Annotated in this window: 15 protein-coding genes; 5 read left to right on the plus strand and 10 right to left on the minus strand. The window is 64.4% G+C overall.

Features of this window, described 5'->3' with window-relative positions:
• Window positions 1-153 precede the first annotated feature (153 nt).
• Window positions 154-864, plus strand: coding sequence for an HAD family hydrolase (locus RVY76_RS01085; protein ID WP_317375225.1), 711 nt, complete (start codon window positions 154-156; stop codon window positions 862-864).
• Between the two features lie 211 nt (window positions 865-1,075).
• On the plus strand, window positions 1,076-2,329 hold the full coding sequence (locus tag RVY76_RS01090; RefSeq protein WP_317376690.1) for a D-alanyl-D-alanine carboxypeptidase family protein: 1,254 nt from the start codon (window positions 1,076-1,078) through the stop codon (window positions 2,327-2,329).
• Between the two features lie 15 nt (window positions 2,330-2,344).
• Here RVY76_RS01090 and RVY76_RS01095 read toward each other — a convergent pair whose 3' ends face one another.
• From RVY76_RS01095 to RVY76_RS01125, 7 genes are all read right to left on the minus strand, one after another.
• The gene (locus RVY76_RS01095; RefSeq protein WP_317375226.1) at window positions 2,345-3,130 is read right to left on the minus strand and encodes a metallophosphoesterase family protein; all 786 of its coding nucleotides are present in this window, start codon (window positions 3,128-3,130) and stop codon (window positions 2,345-2,347) included.
• On the minus strand, window positions 3,127-4,029 hold the full coding sequence (locus tag RVY76_RS01100) for a diacylglycerol/lipid kinase family protein (protein WP_317375227.1): 903 nt from the start codon (window positions 4,027-4,029) through the stop codon (window positions 3,127-3,129). Before RVY76_RS01100 ends, RVY76_RS01095 begins: the two co-directional genes overlap by 4 nt.
• 55 nt (window positions 4,030-4,084) lie before the next feature.
• Window positions 4,085-5,689 carry an ABC transporter ATP-binding protein gene (locus RVY76_RS01105; RefSeq protein WP_317375228.1) on the minus strand — a complete coding sequence of 535 codons (1,605 nt, stop codon included), beginning with the start codon at window positions 5,687-5,689 and terminating at the stop codon, window positions 4,085-4,087.
• Window positions 5,686-6,906, minus strand: a complete 1,221-nt coding sequence (locus RVY76_RS01110) for an ABC transporter permease (RefSeq protein WP_317375229.1) — start codon at window positions 6,904-6,906, stop codon at window positions 5,686-5,688. The genes RVY76_RS01105 and RVY76_RS01110 overlap by 4 nt, the downstream gene beginning before the upstream one ends.
• A 1-nt stretch (window position 6,907) precedes the next feature.
• Window positions 6,908-7,999, minus strand: coding sequence for a microcin C ABC transporter permease YejB (locus RVY76_RS01115; RefSeq protein ID WP_317375230.1), 1,092 nt, complete (start codon window positions 7,997-7,999; stop codon window positions 6,908-6,910).
• A 4-nt stretch (window positions 8,000-8,003) separates the two neighbouring features.
• Window positions 8,004-9,923, minus strand: a complete 1,920-nt coding sequence (locus tag RVY76_RS01120) for an extracellular solute-binding protein (RefSeq protein WP_317375231.1) — start codon at window positions 9,921-9,923, stop codon at window positions 8,004-8,006.
• 167 nt (window positions 9,924-10,090) lie between these two features.
• A complete protein-coding gene (locus tag RVY76_RS01125; protein ID WP_317375232.1) occupies window positions 10,091-10,597 on the minus strand; it encodes a cytochrome c family protein in 507 nt (168 codons plus the stop codon).
• Between the two features lie 105 nt (window positions 10,598-10,702).
• Here RVY76_RS01125 and RVY76_RS01130 point away from each other — a divergent pair, with 105 nt between their 5' ends.
• The gene (locus RVY76_RS01130; protein WP_317375233.1) at window positions 10,703-11,536 is read left to right on the plus strand and encodes a prephenate dehydratase; all 834 of its coding nucleotides are present in this window, start codon (window positions 10,703-10,705) and stop codon (window positions 11,534-11,536) included.
• A gap of 45 nt (window positions 11,537-11,581) precedes the next feature.
• Here RVY76_RS01130 and RVY76_RS01135 read toward each other — a convergent pair whose 3' ends face one another.
• Window positions 11,582-12,496: a tyrosine recombinase XerC gene (locus tag RVY76_RS01135; RefSeq protein ID WP_317375234.1), complete on the minus strand. Its 915-nt coding sequence runs from the start codon at window positions 12,494-12,496 to the stop codon at window positions 11,582-11,584.
• Window positions 12,493-13,203, minus strand: coding sequence for a DUF484 family protein (locus RVY76_RS01140; protein WP_317375235.1), 711 nt, complete (start codon window positions 13,201-13,203; stop codon window positions 12,493-12,495). The genes RVY76_RS01135 and RVY76_RS01140 overlap by 4 nt, the downstream gene beginning before the upstream one ends.
• 223 nt (window positions 13,204-13,426) lie before the next feature.
• Here RVY76_RS01140 and RVY76_RS01145 point away from each other — a divergent pair, with 223 nt between their 5' ends.
• Entirely contained in the window at window positions 13,427-15,625 is a 2,199-nt protein-coding gene (locus tag RVY76_RS01145) for a primosomal protein N' (protein WP_317375236.1), read from the plus strand.
• A 61-nt stretch (window positions 15,626-15,686) separates the two neighbouring features.
• On the opposite strand, the gene RVY76_RS01150 is transcribed toward RVY76_RS01145, so the two are convergent.
• The gene (locus tag RVY76_RS01150) at window positions 15,687-16,646 is read right to left on the minus strand and encodes a hypothetical protein (RefSeq protein ID WP_317375238.1); all 960 of its coding nucleotides are present in this window, start codon (window positions 16,644-16,646) and stop codon (window positions 15,687-15,689) included.
• 191 nt (window positions 16,647-16,837) lie between these two features.
• On the opposite strand from RVY76_RS01150, the gene msrA reads away from it, so the two are divergent.
• Complete coding sequence (msrA, locus tag RVY76_RS01155; RefSeq protein WP_317376691.1) at window positions 16,838-17,497, plus strand: peptide-methionine (S)-S-oxide reductase MsrA; 660 nt, start codon at window positions 16,838-16,840, stop codon at window positions 17,495-17,497.
• The last annotated feature ends 6 nt before the right edge of the window (window positions 17,498-17,503 follow it).

Consider the following 17,503-nt stretch of genomic DNA (forward strand, 5'->3'; position numbering starts at 1 on the left):
GGTATCGGTGGGATGAATTTCACCGTTGTTCATATAGGGAATGGCACCCGTCTGAAAAGGGTACAATATCGTATCCCGTCGTCGTTCGCGTTTGCGTCCCATGCAATCCGGCCATAGGTCCGGTTTCGGAAAAGGCATTGGGCGGGGAGTTACGTGACGGGTCTTCAGGCGATCGGGTTCGATGCGGATGACACGCTCTGGCATTGCGAAAAGTTCTTTCGGCTGACCGAGGGGCTTTTCGCCGATATGCTGCGCGATCATGCCGCGCCCGAGGATCTGGGCGCTCGGCTGATCGAGGCGGAACGGCGCAATCTGGCGCGCTACGGCTTTGGGGTGAAGGGATTCGTCCTGTCGATGATCGAGACCGCGATGGACGTGACCGCGGATCGTGTCCCGGCACATGTCCTTCGCCGCATCATCGAGGCGGGTCACGAAATGCTCGAACATCCGGTCGATCTGCTGCCGCATGCCGCCCAAACGATCGAGGCTTTGCACGGGCAATACGCGCTGATCCTCGTCACGAAGGGCGACCTGCTCGATCAGGAGCGAAAGCTCGCCGCGTCGGGGCTCGGCGATTGGTTCGACCGGATCGAGATCGTGTCGGACAAGACCGCACGCGTCTACGCAGGCGTCTTCGCGGATCACGGCGGTGCGGGGGCGGGCCTGATGGTGGGCAATTCGATGAAGTCCGACGTGTTGCCGATGATCGAAGCGGGCGGTCATGGCGTCTTCGTCCCCTGTAACGATACCTGGATTCTAGAGGCGGCGGAGGCACCCGAGGGCGATGCACGTTTCCACGAGATTACCCATCTTGGTGAGCTCCCGGCCCTCACAGTCAGGCTCTCGAAGGGTCGCTCATCTTGAGGTTGTCTCGTGTCCTGGGCACAACATCCATGCGGATGTTGCGGAGGGATCACGCGATGGGATCTTGAAACAATGTTATTTTCGTGCCGCCGGGGTTGTGCTAGCGTGACGCAGTAGCGGATCGGACAACAAGATTCGACCGCCGAGGCAGACAGAGGCAGTAACACCCGTGACACAAAAACGGCTGCAAAGCGCCTTCTGGGCGTTCGCGATGATGATCGCGGTAACGATTGGCGGGCAGGCGAATGCCGCACCCTATGCCGCCATGGTGATCGACGCCCGCTCGGGCGAGGTACTCCATTCCCGAAATGCCGATACGCCGCTCCATCCGGCATCACTCACCAAGATGATGACGCTCTATGTCGTATTCGACGCGGTGAGGCGGGGAGAGATCGGGCTCGACACACCGGTCAAGATCTCGAAACATGCGGCGAGCGAGCCGCCTTCCAAGCTTGGGCTGCGTTCAGGGCAGACCATTGCATTGCGCTATCTCATCCGTGCGGCGGCTGTGAAATCGGCCAACGATGCGGCGACAGCGCTCGGCGAGGCGATCGAGGGGTCGGAGGCTGCCTTCGCACGGCGCATGACGCAGACGGCCAAGGCGATGGGCATGACGCGCACGACCTTCAAGAACGCGCATGGCCTGACCGAGGCGGGGCATCTCAGCACTGCGCGGGACATGACGACGCTGGGACGCCAGCTTTTCTACGATTTCCCGGAATACTACAATCTCTTCTCGCGGCGCAGCACGAATGCGGGTGTGACCACGGTCGCCAACACCAACCGCCGCTTCCTTGCGGCCTATAACGGTGCCGACGGGATCAAGACTGGCTACACTCGCGCGGCGGGGTTCAACCTCGTGGCGTCGGCCGAACGCGGCAACGAGCGGATCATCGCGACGATGTTCGGCGGCACCTCGACCGCGCAGCGCAACGCGAAGGTCGCGGAATTGCTCGACATGGGCTTTTCGCGTGCACCCTCGCAAGTGGCGATCAGCCGTCCGGCAGCGCCCGATTTCACGACCGGGACCGGAGCGTCCGCGATCATGGCAAGCTCCCTCAGGCCCCATGCGCGTCCGGCGCTGCAGGTCGCGGGAGCGATCGGGGCGTCCGAAACGCAGCTCGCCCAGGCGGTCAACCAGGCTGTCCAGCAAGCGTCCGTCCCCGTCCCGGTCGCACGTCCCGACGATGCCCTCGAGGTGGTGACGCGGGTTTCGACCTCGGGCGGACGTCACTGGGGGATCAACGTGGGCAAGTACGGCTCTCGCCACCAAGCCGAAAGCGTCCTCCTCAAAACCGCGCTCGTCGAGATCGGTACGCTCGACACCGCGCTCAGGAAGGTCGTTCAGGGCTCCGGTGGATACGAAGCGAACTTCGTCGGCATGACGCAGGACGGTGCCGCGCTTGCCTGTCGCAGGCTCGCCGCGCGCGACGTCGAGTGCAATACGCTCGGGCCGACAGGCTGAATCGTCGGCGGCCGGTCAGGCCGCCGACCAGATCCCGTTCCGGCGGCTGAAGGCTGCTTCCATCTCGGGCTTGAAGGCAGGCTCGTCCTGCGCAGCGAATGTGCGGATCGTCAGCCCCTTCCGGTCACCCTCGATCACGTTGAAGGTGTTGGCCTCGCCCCGAAGCCGGTTCGACAGTCCGGTGCCCGCCTGTACGAACAGGAGGCCTTCGGCGCGTTCGAAGGGAGCGGTCACCGTGTGATGCAGGTGGCCCGACAGGACGATATCGGCCCCGCATTCCTGCAACCGCCCCAGCGCGGATCTGGCACCGCGCATGAGCCGCTTTTCCACTTCGGGGCCGTGTTCGAGCGGATGGTGAAGCACGACGACCCGCAGGCTGTCAGCGGCGTCCGCGAATGCTGCGCAGACACGTGCCACGGTGCGACGTGACATCTTCCCACGCTGCCACGAGAATCGGTTGACGGTGTTGACGCCCATGACGCGCGCAGCGTCCAGATCCGTACTCGGCTCAAGGTTTGCATCGATCGCCTGACGATAGCGCTTCCATGGTTGGAAGAAACGTACCAAGAGATTGTCGAGCGGCGTGTCATGGTTGCCCGGCACCGACAGCGTCGGCGCCTCGATACGGTTCAGGAAGGCACGCGCGCGGTCGTACTGGCCGACCCGCGCCCGCTGGGTGAAGTCGCCGGAGATCGCCACGAGATCGGGGGTCAGGCCATTCACTGCTTCGATCAGCGGTGTTTCGAGCTCGGGCTGGTCGCGACCGAAATGAAGATCCGAGAGGTGGACGATACGGGTCATTCGGTTCTTTCGGCTGGAAGGATGATCTTGAGCGGCGCATCCGCCATTCGAAAGCGGAACGGGCCGGGCGCACGTTGCTTCTCGCCGTCGAAGGCGAGGATGGTACTGCGTCGTCGTGGTGTGGCGACGAGGTCGCGCGCGCTCAGAAGCTCGTAGTCCCGGCCCTCGCGCACCGTCCCGCTCGCCAGACGCCAGGCCAGCTGGAAGAGCCGTCTTCGGCTGTTCGCCTTGGAGACGAGAACGGCGAACTTGTCCTCGGAGATCAGCTCTGACCCTTCGAGCCCGAAATAATCGAGCTGATAGGCAGATCGCGCGACGAAGATCATCGCGGTACGGTGTTCGACGGGCTCGCCGCCATCGACCTCTAGCCGGAGCCGCATGGGTTTGCGGAATCGCATCATGGTCTTCACCACCGACCAATGCGCTGCAAGCCTGCGCCGACCCCAGCGACTGTAGACCGCCTCGCGCTCCTTCAGGATGGAAGGATAGATGCCGAGGCTCGAATTGTTGAGGAAGGTCTGGCCGTTGACCTCACCCACGCGGATGTCGTGGGCATGCCCCTCGAGGATCTGTCGGGCCGCCTCGACCGGTTCCTCGCTGAGGCCGAGACCTCGTGCGAAGAAGTTGAACGTGCCGAGAGGCAAGACGGCCATGGGCACATCGCGTCCGCGCATCGCATCGGCGACCGCCATGATCGTCCCGTCGCCGCCGGCCGCCACGATCAGATCCGCGCCGTCCTGGATCGCCTTGTCGATCAGAGAAGACAGATCGTTTTCGGGCGACCAGTCGCGCCGGGTGGTGCCCTCTCCGAAGACGTCGATGGCATCTTCGATGACCTTGTTGTCACGGGAATTGCGACCCGATTTCCTGTTGGCGATGACGCAGATGGAGCGGGTCATTATGGCTTTCCGATGCTTCTGCGGGCAAACGCCGCGCGCACCGGAATTGTTGCGTTCAGCGGATGCGTTCTCGCACGCCGCCGAAGGCCGCCTCCATCAGCGCGCGGGTATACTCAGTTTCGGGAGCGTCGAAGATCGTGTCGGCGGACCCCGCCTCGACCACGTCGCCCTTCTTCATCACGATGACCTTGTGCGCGAGGGCGCGGACGACCTTCAGATCATGGCTGATGAAGAGATACGCGAGGCCATGACGCGCCTGCAGATCGCGCAGCAACTTCACGATCTGGACCTGTACCGTCATGTCGAGCGCGCTTGTCGGCTCGTCGAGGACAACGAGCTTCGGCTGCAGGATCATCGCGCGTGCGATCGCGATGCGCTGGCGCTGGCCACCGGAGAATTCGTGCGGATAGCGGTGCATCGTAGCAGGGTCGAGCCCGACCTCGGACATGATCGCCGCGACTTTCTGATACCGGTCGCGCCGCCCATCCGTGCCGTGGATATGGAGCCCCTCGGCGATGATCTCCTCGACGGTCATCCGGGGGGAGAGCGATCCGTAGGGGTCCTGGAACACGATCTGCATGTCCCCCCGCAACGGGCGCATCTTGCCGCCACGAAGCCCCTGTATGTCGCGGCCCATGAACACAATCGGCCCTTCGGAGGATATGAGCCGCATGATGGCGAGTGCGAGCGTCGTCTTGCCGGACCCCGATTCGCCGACGATGCCGACCGTCTCGCCACGCCGTACCGAGAGCGTCGCGGCATTGACGGCCTTCACGTGCCCGACCGTGCGCTTCATCAGCCCCTTCTGGATCGGGAACCAGATCCGGAGCTTGTCGGTCTCGGCGATGACAGGGCTGTCATCCGGGACGGGCAGAGGGCGTCCGCCGCTTTCGGCTTCGAGCAGCATGCGCGTATAGGGATGGCGCGGATCGCCGAAGATCTCGGCGGTCGGCCCGTGCTCGACGATTTCGCCGTCCTTCATCACGCAAACACGGTCGGCAATCTTGCGCACGATCGTAAGATCGTGGGTGATGAAGAGCATCGAAAGCCCCTCGCGCGCTTTCAACTGCGCCAGGAGTTCCAGGATCTGCGCCTGGATCGTCACGTCCAGCGCGGTGGTGGGCTCGTCCGCGATGAGGAGATCCGGACCGTTGGCCAGCGCCATGGCGATCATCACGCGCTGTCTCTGGCCGCCCGAAAGCTGATGCGGATAGGCCCCGAGCCGGCTTTCGGCATCCGCGATGCCGACCTCGTCTAGAAGTTCGAGAATGCGTCGCCGGGCCGTGTCGCCCTTCAGGCCCTGATGCAGTTCGAGCGATTCCCGGAGCTGTTTCTCGATCGTGTGGAGCGGATTGAGCGAGGTCATCGGCTCCTGAAAGATGAAGCTGATATCGTTGCCGCGCACCTTCCTCAACAGCTTCTCGGGTGCGCCGATCATTTCGGCGTCGTGGTAACGGACGGACCCTTCGACCCGCGCGGCACCGGTCAACAGATCGACCGTGGAGAGAGCGGTGACGGATTTTCCCGACCCGGATTCACCAACCAGCGCGACAGTTTCGCCCTCGCCGACCTCGAAACTCACACCGCGCACGGCATGGGTTTCGACGCCGTCCTGGCGGAAACGGATGTTGAGGTCGCGGACGGTCAAGACAGCGCTCACTGGAAGGTCTTTCTCGGGTCGAAGGCGTCGCGGATCCCCTCGAAGATGAAGACGAGGAGGGAGAGCATGATCGCGAAGGTCAGGAAGGCCGTAAAGCCGAGCCAGGGGGCCTGGAGGTTCTGCTTGGCCTGCAACGTCAGCTCGCCCAGTGACGGCGCGGATGACGGCAATCCGAAGCCCAGGTAATCGAGCGAGGCAAGCGTCGCGATCGTGCCGGTGATGAGGAACGGCAGCATCGTAACGGTGGCGACCATAGCGTTGGGCAGCATGTGGCGGAACATAATCGTCCAGTTCGAAACGCCGAGCGCTCGGGCCGCGCGGACATATTCGAAGTTGCGGGCCCTCAGGAACTCCGCCCGGACGATCCCGACAAGTGCCGGCCATCCGAAGAGAACGGTAACGAAGACCAGCAACCAGAAACTTCGCCCCAGGATCGCGAAGAGGATGATGATCACGTAGAGCGACGGCGTCGAGACCCAGATCTCGATGACGCGCTGGAAGATGAGGTCGAGCCAGCCGCCGAAGAAGCCCTGCACGGCGCCTGCGACAATTCCGATGATCGAGGTGATGACCGTCACGACGATCGTGAAGAGGATCGAGAGCCTGAAGCCGTAGATCACCCGCGCCGCCACGTCCCGCGCCGTATCGTCGGTGCCGAGCAGGTGGTCGGCATCGGGGGCGGACGGCGCGGCTCCGCCGATATCGTTGATCGTGTCGTAGCTGTAGGGGATAGGTGGCCATACCATCCAGCCGCGATCGAACCCTTCGGCAGTTTCGCCCGAGTTGATTAGCGCACGCGGGTCGTCGAAGCACTCGACGAGCCCGGCGGTCATGATCAGGCACTGGACTTCCACATCGGAATAGACCGCCTCCGTCCGGAAATCGCCGCCGAAGGCCGTCTCGGGGTAGAAGTTGAAGACCGGTGTAAAGAGCTCTCCGCGATAGCTTACGAGGATCGGCTTGTCGTTGGCGATGAACTCGGCGAAGAGGCTGAGCCCGAACAGGACGCCGAAGATGATCAGCGACCAGAAGGCGCGTCCGTTGCGACGGAAGTTGCGCCAGCGCCGCTGGTTCAGCGGGCTGAGCGTCGGGCGACGTCGCTTCGGCGTGACGGGCGGTGGCGCGTCGAGCCCTCCTGCCCCGGGGTGGGGCGGCGGCCCCTCGATGCCGGGTTCGGTCGGCGAGCGGACGGGCGCGCCGTGATCGAGATGGCTCATCTCAGCCCTCCCGGGTTTCGAAATCGATCCGCGGATCGACGAAGACATACATGAGGTCCGACAGGATCCCGACGACAAGCCCGATCAGGCCGAAGAAGAAGAGCGTGCCGAATATCACGGGATAGTCGCGCGCGACCGCCGCCTCGAAGCCGAGCCGGCCGAGGCCATCGAGAGAGAAGATCGTCTCGATGATGATCGACCCGCCAAAGAAGACGCCGATGAAGACCGCCGGAAAACCCGCTACGATGATGAGCATCGCGTTGCGGAAGACATGGCCGTAGAGCACCTGGCTTTCCTTCAGGCCTTTGGCCTTGGCGGTCGTGACGTATTGCTTCTTGATCTCGTCGAGGAAGCTGTTCTTCGTCAGGATCGTAAGCGTCGCGAAGGCCGAAATGGTCGAGGCGGTGACAGGCAGTGCGATATGCCAGAAATAATCGCCGATCTTGCCCAGAAGGCTCAGCTGATCCCAGTTGTCGCTGGTGAGCCCCCGGAGCGGGAACCACTGGAAATAGGATCCGCCCGCGAAGAGGACGAGCAGCAGGATCGCGAAAAGGAATCCCGGAATCGCATAGGCCACGATGATGAGCGCGCTCGTCCAGGTGTCGAATGTTGTGCCGTCGTTGACCGCCTTGCGGATCCCCAGCGGTATCGACACAAGATACGCAATGAGCGTCGACCAGAGCCCCAGCGAGATCGAGACCGGCATCTTCTCGAGCACCAGATCCACGACGCTGATCGAGCGGAAATAACTCTCTCCGAAATCGAAGCGGATGTAGTTCCACATCATCGTCAGGAACCGTTCCAGCGGGGGCTTGTCGAACCCGAATTCGCGTTCCAGCTCGGCGATGAATTCCGGCGGCAGGCCGCGCGCCCCGCTATATCCGCCGGGATTGCCCGAACTTTCGAACTCGGCCGCGCCGGACGAACCGCCTCCCGAAATCCCGGAAAAGACGTCGCCGGACCCCTCCATGCGCGCGATCACCTGCTCGATCGGGCCACCGGGCACGAATTGCGTAAGCGTGAAGTTGACGACCATGATCCCGATCAGCGTCGGGATGATCAGCAGCAGCCGTCGGAGGATATAGGCTCCCATGCCGTCAGAGCGCCCCGGATTGTCTGAGCTCTTCCGCGGCCTCTTCGTCGTACCACCAGAAATCGAGGGCACCCGCGCCGAAGGGCGGCAGGGTCTCGGGGTGATCGTAGACGTCCCAGTAGGCGATCCAGGTATCCGGGAGGTAGTAGATCGGAATGTCGAAGGAGAGGAAACGCAGCACGCGGTCGAGCGCGTGGGTCGCGGTCGTTAGCCCTTCGAGCGTGGTCGTATCGTTGATGGTCTGCAGAAGACTGTCGACCGCGCCGTTCTTCAGCCGCATGATGTTGCGCGAACTCTCGTCCGCACCTTCCGATCCGAACCATTGACGCAGCCCCGTAGAGGGCTCGAACCCCATCTGGAAGGCCTGGTTCGTCAGATCGAAATCGTCGTCGCGCCGGCGTTGCACGTATTGGGCGGTGTCGACGCGCTCGAGCGTTCCGTCGACGCCGATCAGTTCCAGATTGCTGATGAAGGGCGTGATGATCTTGTCGTAGCGCGAGTTGAACTGGATGATGTCGAGCGTCAGGCGCTGGCCGTCTTTCTGGCGGATGCCGTCCGGTCCCGGCTCCCATCCGGCGGCGTCCAGCAGTGCCGCGGCCTCGCGGATGGTGCCGCGCGATGGGCGGGCGCTTTCGCTTGCGTTCTCGGTCGGCAGACGCGCAGGCTCCTCAAGGATGGCGGCGTCGAGCAGCCCCTCCTCGATCAGCGGCTCTAGAAGGGCGCGCTCCGCCTCGGAGGGCGTGTCGGTCGCTTGCAGGTCGGTGCCGGTCCAGAACGATTCGGGGCGCGCGTAATCCCCGTAATAGAGCGTCGCATTCGACCATTCGAAGTTGAACATCATCGCGATGGCTCGGCGGACCCTGATGTCCTGCCACTTCTCGCGATTAAGGTTGAAGTTCCACGAGAAACGCTGCGCCACCGTGCCGTCCGGGATCTCCTCCGTGACGACGTCGCCGGACTTGACGGCAGGAAAGTCGTAGCCGGTGTTCCAGTCGCCCGGGTCGCTTTCGAAACGCAGCAGGTATTCGCCGGTCTGGAATGCCTGCAATGCCGCTGAGGTGTCGGCGAAATATTCGACCCTCACGGTCTCGAAGTTGTTCCGCCCCTGGTTGATGGGCAGATCCTCGCCCCAGTAGTCCGGGTTCCTGCGATAGACGACGCGCCGATTGTAATCGACGCTGTCGAGCACGTAGGGGCCGGTCGCCATGAAGGGTTCGGTCGTGCTCTGGTCGAGGCGGATTTCGTTCTCTTCGAACCATGCTTTCGAAAAGGCCGGTGTACCGCCTGCCTGCTGAACCCGAACCTTCGGGGGCATGAAGTCGGTGAAGACGAAGCGGATCGTGTAATCGTCGAGGACATCGACGGATTCGTAGAACTGCGAGGCGGACTGGCGGTATTCGGGGATGCCCTGTTCGATGAAGAGCTGGTTGGTGAACGCGATGTCGTGCGCGGTCATCGGCGTGCCGTCCGCGAAGGTCACATCCTCCCGCAGCTTGAAGGTCGCATAGGTCCGCGCCTCGTCGTACTCGACGGTCTCGCAGAGAAGGCAGTAGCTTCCGTATGGATCGTCGAGCGTGCCGACCATCAGGGTCTCGTCGCCGATGGTGTTCAGGGCTGCGGGCACCCCGGCCCGGGCATACTGGTTGAAACTGTCGAAATTTCCCAAGCTCCAGGTCGAGTATTCGCCACCTTTCGGCGCGTCGGGATTGACGTAATCAAGAACCTTGTCGGGGCCGTATTTCAGTTCGCCGAAGTTGGTGTAGCCGTGCGAAATCGTGACATCGCCGTCCCCGGGCTCGGTCGTCTCCTGCGCGAATGCGGGAGTGCCGGCGGAAAGGAGCGCTGTTGCGAGAACAAGGCCCGTCCGCATCGCGGACCGCCCCGACGTCGCGAGGGCGGGGAAGGGGGCTGCCGCGTCTGTCATGGCCATCGTCCGTCTTGGGGGAATGCTTTCGATGCCCGCAACGCTAAGGGCGCGGTGGCCGGAGATTCAAGTTGAAATAGCGTGATCGCGGCAAGGCCCCTGCGGTCGCGCGGATGCCGGCCGAGGGGCCGGCATCATCGGTAGCGAGGTGCTTCGCGCGATACCGATCACTCGGTCGTCTGGAGATACGCGATGACGTTGGCGCGCTCTTCGACGCTCGGAAGTCCATTGAAGCTCATCTTGGTTCCCGGCGCGTATCCGCGGGGATTCTCGAGAAAACCGTTCAGGTTCTCGGGCGACCAGACATCGGCGACTTCCTCGAGCGCACCGGAATAGGCATAGCCCGCGACCGCGTCGACCTCCCGGCCGACCACGCCGTTCAGATGCGGGCCGACGCCGTCGGAGCCGTCGACTGCGTGACAGGCGCGGCAGCGTCCAAAGACACGTTCGCCCGCACCGGCATCGGCGCTTGCGAAGACTTCCTCGAAGGGTGCCGCCTCCTCTTCCGGTTCGGCACCTTCGCCTTCGGGGACTTCGATCGAGTAGGCCTGTTCGCCTTCGTCGTGGCCGGAACCGTGATAGATGAGCTCCGCTCCCCAGGCCCCGAGAAGGAAGATCAGCAGCGCGCCGCAAAATCCGCCGACGATCTTCGTGAGTGTCATAGTGTCGAACATGTCGCGTGTCGCCCCTTGCCGCATCTTCGGTGGTTCTCTATCCCCTTCCGCGCACGGGTTTCAAGCGATATGACCCGCGACAAGACGACGATCGGGGAGCGTGTCATGGCCCGCAGCATCGCGTTCCAGGGGGAACTGGGCGCTTATTCGCATCAAGCCTGCGTCGAGACCCGGCCCGATCTCGAGCCGCTCGCCTGCCGCAGTTTCGAGGCCGCGATCGCCGCCGTGCGTTCCGGCAGGGCCGAACTGGCCATGCTGCCGGTCGAGAATTCGACCTATGGTCGCGTGGCCGACATCCATCGCCTGCTGCCAGACAGTGGTCTCAAGATCGTCGAAGAGGCCTTCGTCCGCGTCGAGATCTGCCTGATGGCGGGGGCGGGGACGCGCATCGAGAACATCCGCGAGGTGCGGGCGCATCCCGTCCTCATCCCCCAATGCGCCGACTTCCTCGCCACGCGCGGCATCCGCGGCGTTGCGGCCCCCGACAGCGCCGGTGCCGCGGCCGAGCTCGCCCGGGCACCGCAGCCCGATCAGGGCGTGCTGGCCTCGGCCACCGCGGCCGAGACCTACGGGCTGGAGATCCTCGCGCGCAACGTAGAGGACCTCGACCACAACGCGACGCGGTTCCTGGTGATGGCGCGCGATTACGACGAGACCCGGCGTGGCGATCACGGGATGATCACCAGCTTCGTGTTCCGCGTACGGAACATTCCCGCCGCGCTCTACAAGGCGATGGGAGGTTTCGCGACGAATGGCGTCAACATGACAAAGCTCGAATCCTACATGGTCGGGGGCAATTTCACCGCGACACAGTTCTATGCCGATGTGGAGGGCCATCCCGAGGACCCGGCCCTCGCCCGGGCGCTCGAGGAACTCGATTATTTCACCGACGAGATAACACTTCTGGGCGTGTATCCAGCCGATCCCGGCCGCCGTTAGGGCGTCGGATCGAGATGCGCGACGACTGAACGCTGTTTGCGCAGATCAGCCGCGGGGATGGGCGCGGTCGTAGACATCCATGAGGCGCGACATATCCACGGCGGTGTAGGCCTGCGTCGTCGAGAGCGAATTGTGGCCCAGCAATTCCTGTATCGCGCGCAAATCGCCGCCCGCATCGAGCAGATGGGTCGCGAATGAGTGGCGCAGCGCATGGGGCGTGGCGGTGGACGGAAGGCCAAGTTGCATGCGCGTCCGCTCCATCGTCTTCTGGACGATCCGGGGATTGAGCGCGCCCCCGCGCGCGCCCCGAAAGAGCGGCGCGTCCGGTGTCAGGTCATAGGGGCAGGCGCGGGCGTAATCCTCGATGGCGAGGCGCGCGGCGGGCAGCAGCGGCACGATCCGTTCCTTTCGGCCCTTGCCGGTAATGCGCAGCGTCTCGCCCGGGGCCTTCGTTTCTCCGCCAAGACCCAGCGCTTCGGAGATGCGTAGGCCCGATCCCCAGAGCAGGGTGACAACCGCGAGATCGCGGGCGGCAATCCATGGCTCGCTCGCCTGGACCTCGATGGTAGAAAGCAGGTCACGCGCGGCCTCGACGGTCAGCGGCCGGGGGAGCTTGCGCCGGAATTTCGGGCTGCGCGTCGACAGGATCGCCGTCGGATCGAACGGCTCCCGCTCGGCCAACCATCGCGTGAAGCTCTTGACGGACGAAAGCCTGCGCGCGAGCGAACGCGCCTGCAGACCGCGGCCCCGCTCATGTGCCATCCAGGCACGCATGTCGCGCAGCGTGACATCGACCATCAGCGCGGTTCCGGTGCGGTCCCCCAGATGGGTCTGCATGAATTGCAGAAAGCCCACGACGTCGGTCCGATAGGCGACGACCGTCGCAGGCGAGGCATCGTCGAGCGATGCGAGGTGGCTCAGCCACGCTTCGAGCGCGGCCGAAAGGCCCGGGGTGATCACGCGAGCCAGCGGCGCATCGCCCGCTCGAAGACGCCTGCGAAGAAGTCGAGAAGATCGCCGCCCTGCCCTTGGGCGAATTGCTCGGGGTCCTCGGCCCCGAGGACGAGCATGCCGGGCAGGCGTCCCTCGCCGAAATCGAGCATCAGGCACGCCTCCGAGCGGATCGCCTCGGCCTTGTCGCCGTGGATCTCCGGGCTTGCACCGTACTCGCAATGCCTCAGCGTCACGCGGCGCGGCTTGCCGCCGGAATGCTGGCCGCCATAAAGGCAGCAATAGCCCCGCTCGGCGAGGCCCATGATCTGTGCCAACGGGCCGAGATCGGGGGAATTCTCGTGATCGGCGCTTTCGAGCAGGAGCCTGAGGCTGTCGACCTGCAGCGTCCGTGCCACTGGCCCGGCGAGATCGTCGAGGAATGTCGCGAAATCCTGCGCATCGAGCAGACGCAGGATCGCGCGATGGATCGTGTTGGTGCCGGCGAGATTCTCGTAGGCGGCGGCGATCACGTTGCGATGCGTATCTTCGAGCCGGTCGAGCCGGCTTTCGAGCCGCTCCATCGCGATGCCGCGCATATCGACGACGTTGCCGCCCAGATGACGGTCGTTGGCGGCGACGAGCGCGCGCATCAGATCCTGATCGTCGAGGATCAGGTCGGGTTGCGACAGGATGCGGTCGCGGATTTCGGGGGTCGCCAGGGGGTTGGTGCTCATGCCTCGGTCCATTCTTATGCGATGGTCCGGCGATCCTATCCGGGCCGGTCGGCGCGGCCCATACCCCCCGGGCGGGCGCGGGGCATGCGGTGGCCCGTTCGCCACAGGCACCGGGGGCTTCTGTCCCGTCGCGCGCGGATGGTATAGGGTTGGACGCCCGACCGGTCCACGTCAGGAGCGATCCGGATGAGATGGACATGAGCATTTGACCACAGGTGACGACATGGGCGTTGAGCCCGGATGGTTCGAGGAAGGCGCGCTGGTTTCGGTGCTGACGACCCAACCGCTCGACCGGCCGCTCGATTATCGTGCTCCCGAAGGAGGCTGCCGGGAAGGTGCGTTCGTCGAGGTGCCGCTCGGGCCGAGACGGGTTCTGGGTGTCGTCTGGGGGCCTGGCGCGGGCGGATACGACATCGCCAAGGTCCGGCCGGTCAACGCGGTGCTCGACGTAGCACCCATGCGCGCGGAATTGCGCGCGTTTCTCTCGCGGGCGGCGGAATACACGCTCACGCCGCTGTCGGCGATGCTGCGGCTCGCGACGCGTGCGCCTGGCCTTGGTGCCGCCCAGACGATGCGCAAGGTCTATGCCCGCGGGATCGGTGATCCGTCGAGGATGACGGATGCACGGGCGCGGGTGCTCGATATTCTCGACGAGGAGGAGGGCCGCGTCTTTACGCTCAAGGAACTCGCGGATCTCGCGGGCGTCGGGACGGGTGTGGTCAAGGGTCTGGTCGAGCAGGGTGCGATCGACGAGCGCGAGAGCCCGCGCGACCTGCCCTTTCCGCGCCTTGATCCGGACCTCCCCGGGATGGAGCTCACGCCCGAGCAGGCGGTGGCGGCAGAGACGCTGCGCGCGGGCGTGGAAAGTGGCCGCTACGCCACCACCATGCTCAGGGGCGTTACCGGGTCGGGCAAGACCGAGGTCTACCTCGAGGCCGTGGCCGCCTGTCTTTCGGTGGGGCGTCAGGCCCTGGTCCTCCTGCCGGAGATCGCGCTCACCGCGGAGTTCCTGACCCGCGTCGAGGCACGGTTCGGCGCGAAGCCCGCAGAATGGCATTCCGGTGTCACCCAGACCGAGCGGCGTCGGGTCTGGCGGATGGTGGGCGAAGGGGGGGCCGAACTCGTGGTCGGAGCGCGATCGGCGCTCTTCCTGCCCTATCGCGACCTCGGCCTCGTCGTCGTCGACGAGGAGCATGACACGTCCTACAAGCAGGAAGACGGGGTTCTCTACTCCGCGCGTGACATGGCCGTCCTGCGCGCGGCGATCGGCGGCGCGCAGGTCGTACTGGCATCGGCCACCCCGTCGCTTGAGACCTGGGCGAATGTCGACGCCGGGAAATACGGTGCGTTGACGTTGACCTCGCGGTTCGGTCCGGCAGTCATGCCGCAGATGCGGGCGATAGACTTGCGGGGCGAGGATCTGCCGTCCGGGCGCTGGATCTCGCCGACACTCAAGACCGCGGTCGAGGCACGGATCGAACGAGGCGAGCAATCGCTGCTCTTTCTCAACCGCCGTGGCTATGCGCCGGTGACGATCTGCCGCGCCTGCGGGCATCAGATAGGCTGCGATCATTGCGATGCCCGGATGGTCGAGCATCGCTTTCTCAAGCGGCTGGTGTGCCACCAATGCGGAGAGACGAAGCCCGTCCCCGAGGCGTGTCCATCATGCGGTGTAGAGGGCAAGCTTGCGGCCGTGGGCCCGGGCGTCGAACGGATGGGCGAGGAGGCCGCGGCGCTGTTCCCCGATGCCAAGGTCGAGGTGCTGAGCTCGGACATGTATGGCAGCGCGCGCGCGCTGAAGGAGCGGATCGTGGCGATCGCGGAGGGCGATGCCGATATCGTCATCGGCACGCAGCTGGTGGCGAAGGGACACAACTTTCCGAACCTTACCCTGGTCGGCGTGATCGACGCCGACCTCGGGCTGCAGGGCAGCGATCTGCGCGCGGCCGAGCGCACGTTCCAGCTCATGCGTCAGGTTGCGGGCCGCGCAGGCCGGGCCGAGCGTGCGGGCGAGGCGCTGCTGCAGACCTTCCAGCCCGAGCACCCCGTGATCCGAGCGATCCTTGCCGGCGACGAGGATCGGTTCTGGGCCGCCGAAGCTGCGGAGCGGCGTGCGGCGGGGGTACCGCCTTACGGCCGCATGGCCGGCATCGTCCTGAGCGCGCCCGACATGCAGGCGATCTTCGATCTGGGCGGCGAGATGGCACGGCGCGACGGGCCGCTGAGGCAGATCGGCGCGCAGGTCTTCGGGCCGGCACCCGCACCGATCGCACGGATCCGAGGACGGCATCGCGTCCGTCTGCTGGTCAAGGCCGACAAGGCCGCACCGTTGCAAGCCGCACTTTCCGAATGGCTGAGGCAGTTCCGCTGGAAGGGCGACATACGCCTCAGCGTCGATATCGATCCGCAGAGCTTCTACTGAACAAAAAAACCGCGCCGGAGTGATCCGACGCGGCCATAGTACCTTTGGTCTGAGCAGCGGCTCAGTTCGAGTTTGTGCTGCTGTCGGAACTCGAGCTTCCGTCGCTGGAGCTGCCGCTCGACGAACCGCTGTCGCCGCTCGACGTGTCGCTGTCCGTCGACATTTCGCTTTCCGACGAAGCGTCGCCGGACATGCCGCCCTCGGACGAGGAACTGTCGTCCGATGACATTCCGCTGTCCGTGGAACTATCGTCCGACATGCTGCCGTCCGATGACGAACCCTGAGCGCCCATCGTTTCGCGCGGTTCACCATCCGGGCCGTAATAGACGATCTCAACGCCATCCATCAGGTCGCTGCGCAACTCGGCAAGGCGCTCCTGACGCAGCTGCTGCTCGATCTGCGGGCGGACGGCTTCGAGCGGGGGCAGCTCTTCTTCGGTATCCGCGGCAACCTCGTCATAGGCTTCCTGCACGGCATCGTCGGTGACGACACCCTCCATCTGCTGGTTGAGATACGCCTCGATCGTCGCATTCTCCTGCGCCATCTCGGGCTGATCGTCGGAAACATCGCCCGTGATGCCCTGCTCCTCGGCATCCTGAAGGATCAGCTCACGCAGAACGAGCTGTTCGACTGCGAAGGGGACGAGTTGCTCGGGGGGGGTCTGCTGCATCTGCGGCGGCAGGGCGGAGATCGCCGCCGTCACGTCGGCGGCCGTGATGTCGCTGTCGCCGACCGAAACGACGACGGCATCTTCATCGGGGGAGGCCATATCAGAGCTGCCCGACATGTCGGAATCGCCGGATGCGGACGACGAACTGTCGGACGCCGTCGAGTCGGAAGACGTCGAAGATCCTGTGTCCGACATTCCCGAGCTGCCCGATTGGCCGCTTTCGGAACTGCTGCTCGTCGACATGTCGGTGTCGGAGTTCGTGTCGCTGGAGCTTTGCGCGAGTGCGGGCTGCGCGATTGCGAAAGGTACGGCGACGAGTGCCGCGATCGCTGTGCTGGTCAGTCTGTTCATCTCTGGTCCTCCAGAATTTGTCAGTCTTGGACCGCTCAACCACGCGCGTGCCATGCTGTTCCATGCCTGCTTCATCCCCTTTCCGCGATTTGTCTTGGATTGGGCTCCGGAGCAGCGCGGTAGCGTTCCATGCCATGGCGACGGGCGGGCAGGGTTCCTATATGACCGGCAAAGAGAAAGGGAGACCGAACATGTTTCAGCTTCTGCGCAGAAAAGCCGAGATGGTGGCCCGCGACGATGCCCTACCGGGCCGTGATACGCCGATTGCAATGGACGAGAGGCATTTCGTGAAGGATGTGCCCCTCACCGGTGACGTTCCCGACGGCATGGAAGTCGCGATCTTCGGCATGGGATGTTTCTGGGGCGTCGAGCGGATGTTCTGGAAGCTCGACGGCGTGCAATCGACGATGGTCGGCTATGCGGGAGGCTATACGCCCAACCCGACCTATGAGGAGGTGTGTTCCGGCCGCACCGGCCATAACGAGGTCGTGCGCGTAGTCTATGATCCTGACGTGATTTCCTACGAAGACCTCTTGCGGGTGTTCTGGGAGGGACACGATCCGACCCAGGGTATGCGGCAGGGCAATGACGTGGGAACTCAGTACCGGTCCGGTATCTACGTGACGACCGAGGCGCAGCGCCGGAGTGCCGAAGCGAGCCGGGAGCGTTTTGCGCCGGAGCTGAGCAAGTCGGGCTACGGAGCGATCACGACCGAAATCGTTGACGCCCCCGACTTCTACTTTGCCGAAGGCTATCACCAGCAGTATCTCGCGAAGAATCCCGGTGGTTATTGCGGGATCGGCGGTACCGGGGTGAGCTGTCCGATCGGCACGGGCGCGAGCGCCGCCTGATCGGCG

Source organism: Palleronia sp. LCG004, assembly GCF_032931615.1.
Taxonomy (GTDB): Bacteria; Pseudomonadota; Alphaproteobacteria; order Rhodobacterales; family Rhodobacteraceae; genus Palleronia.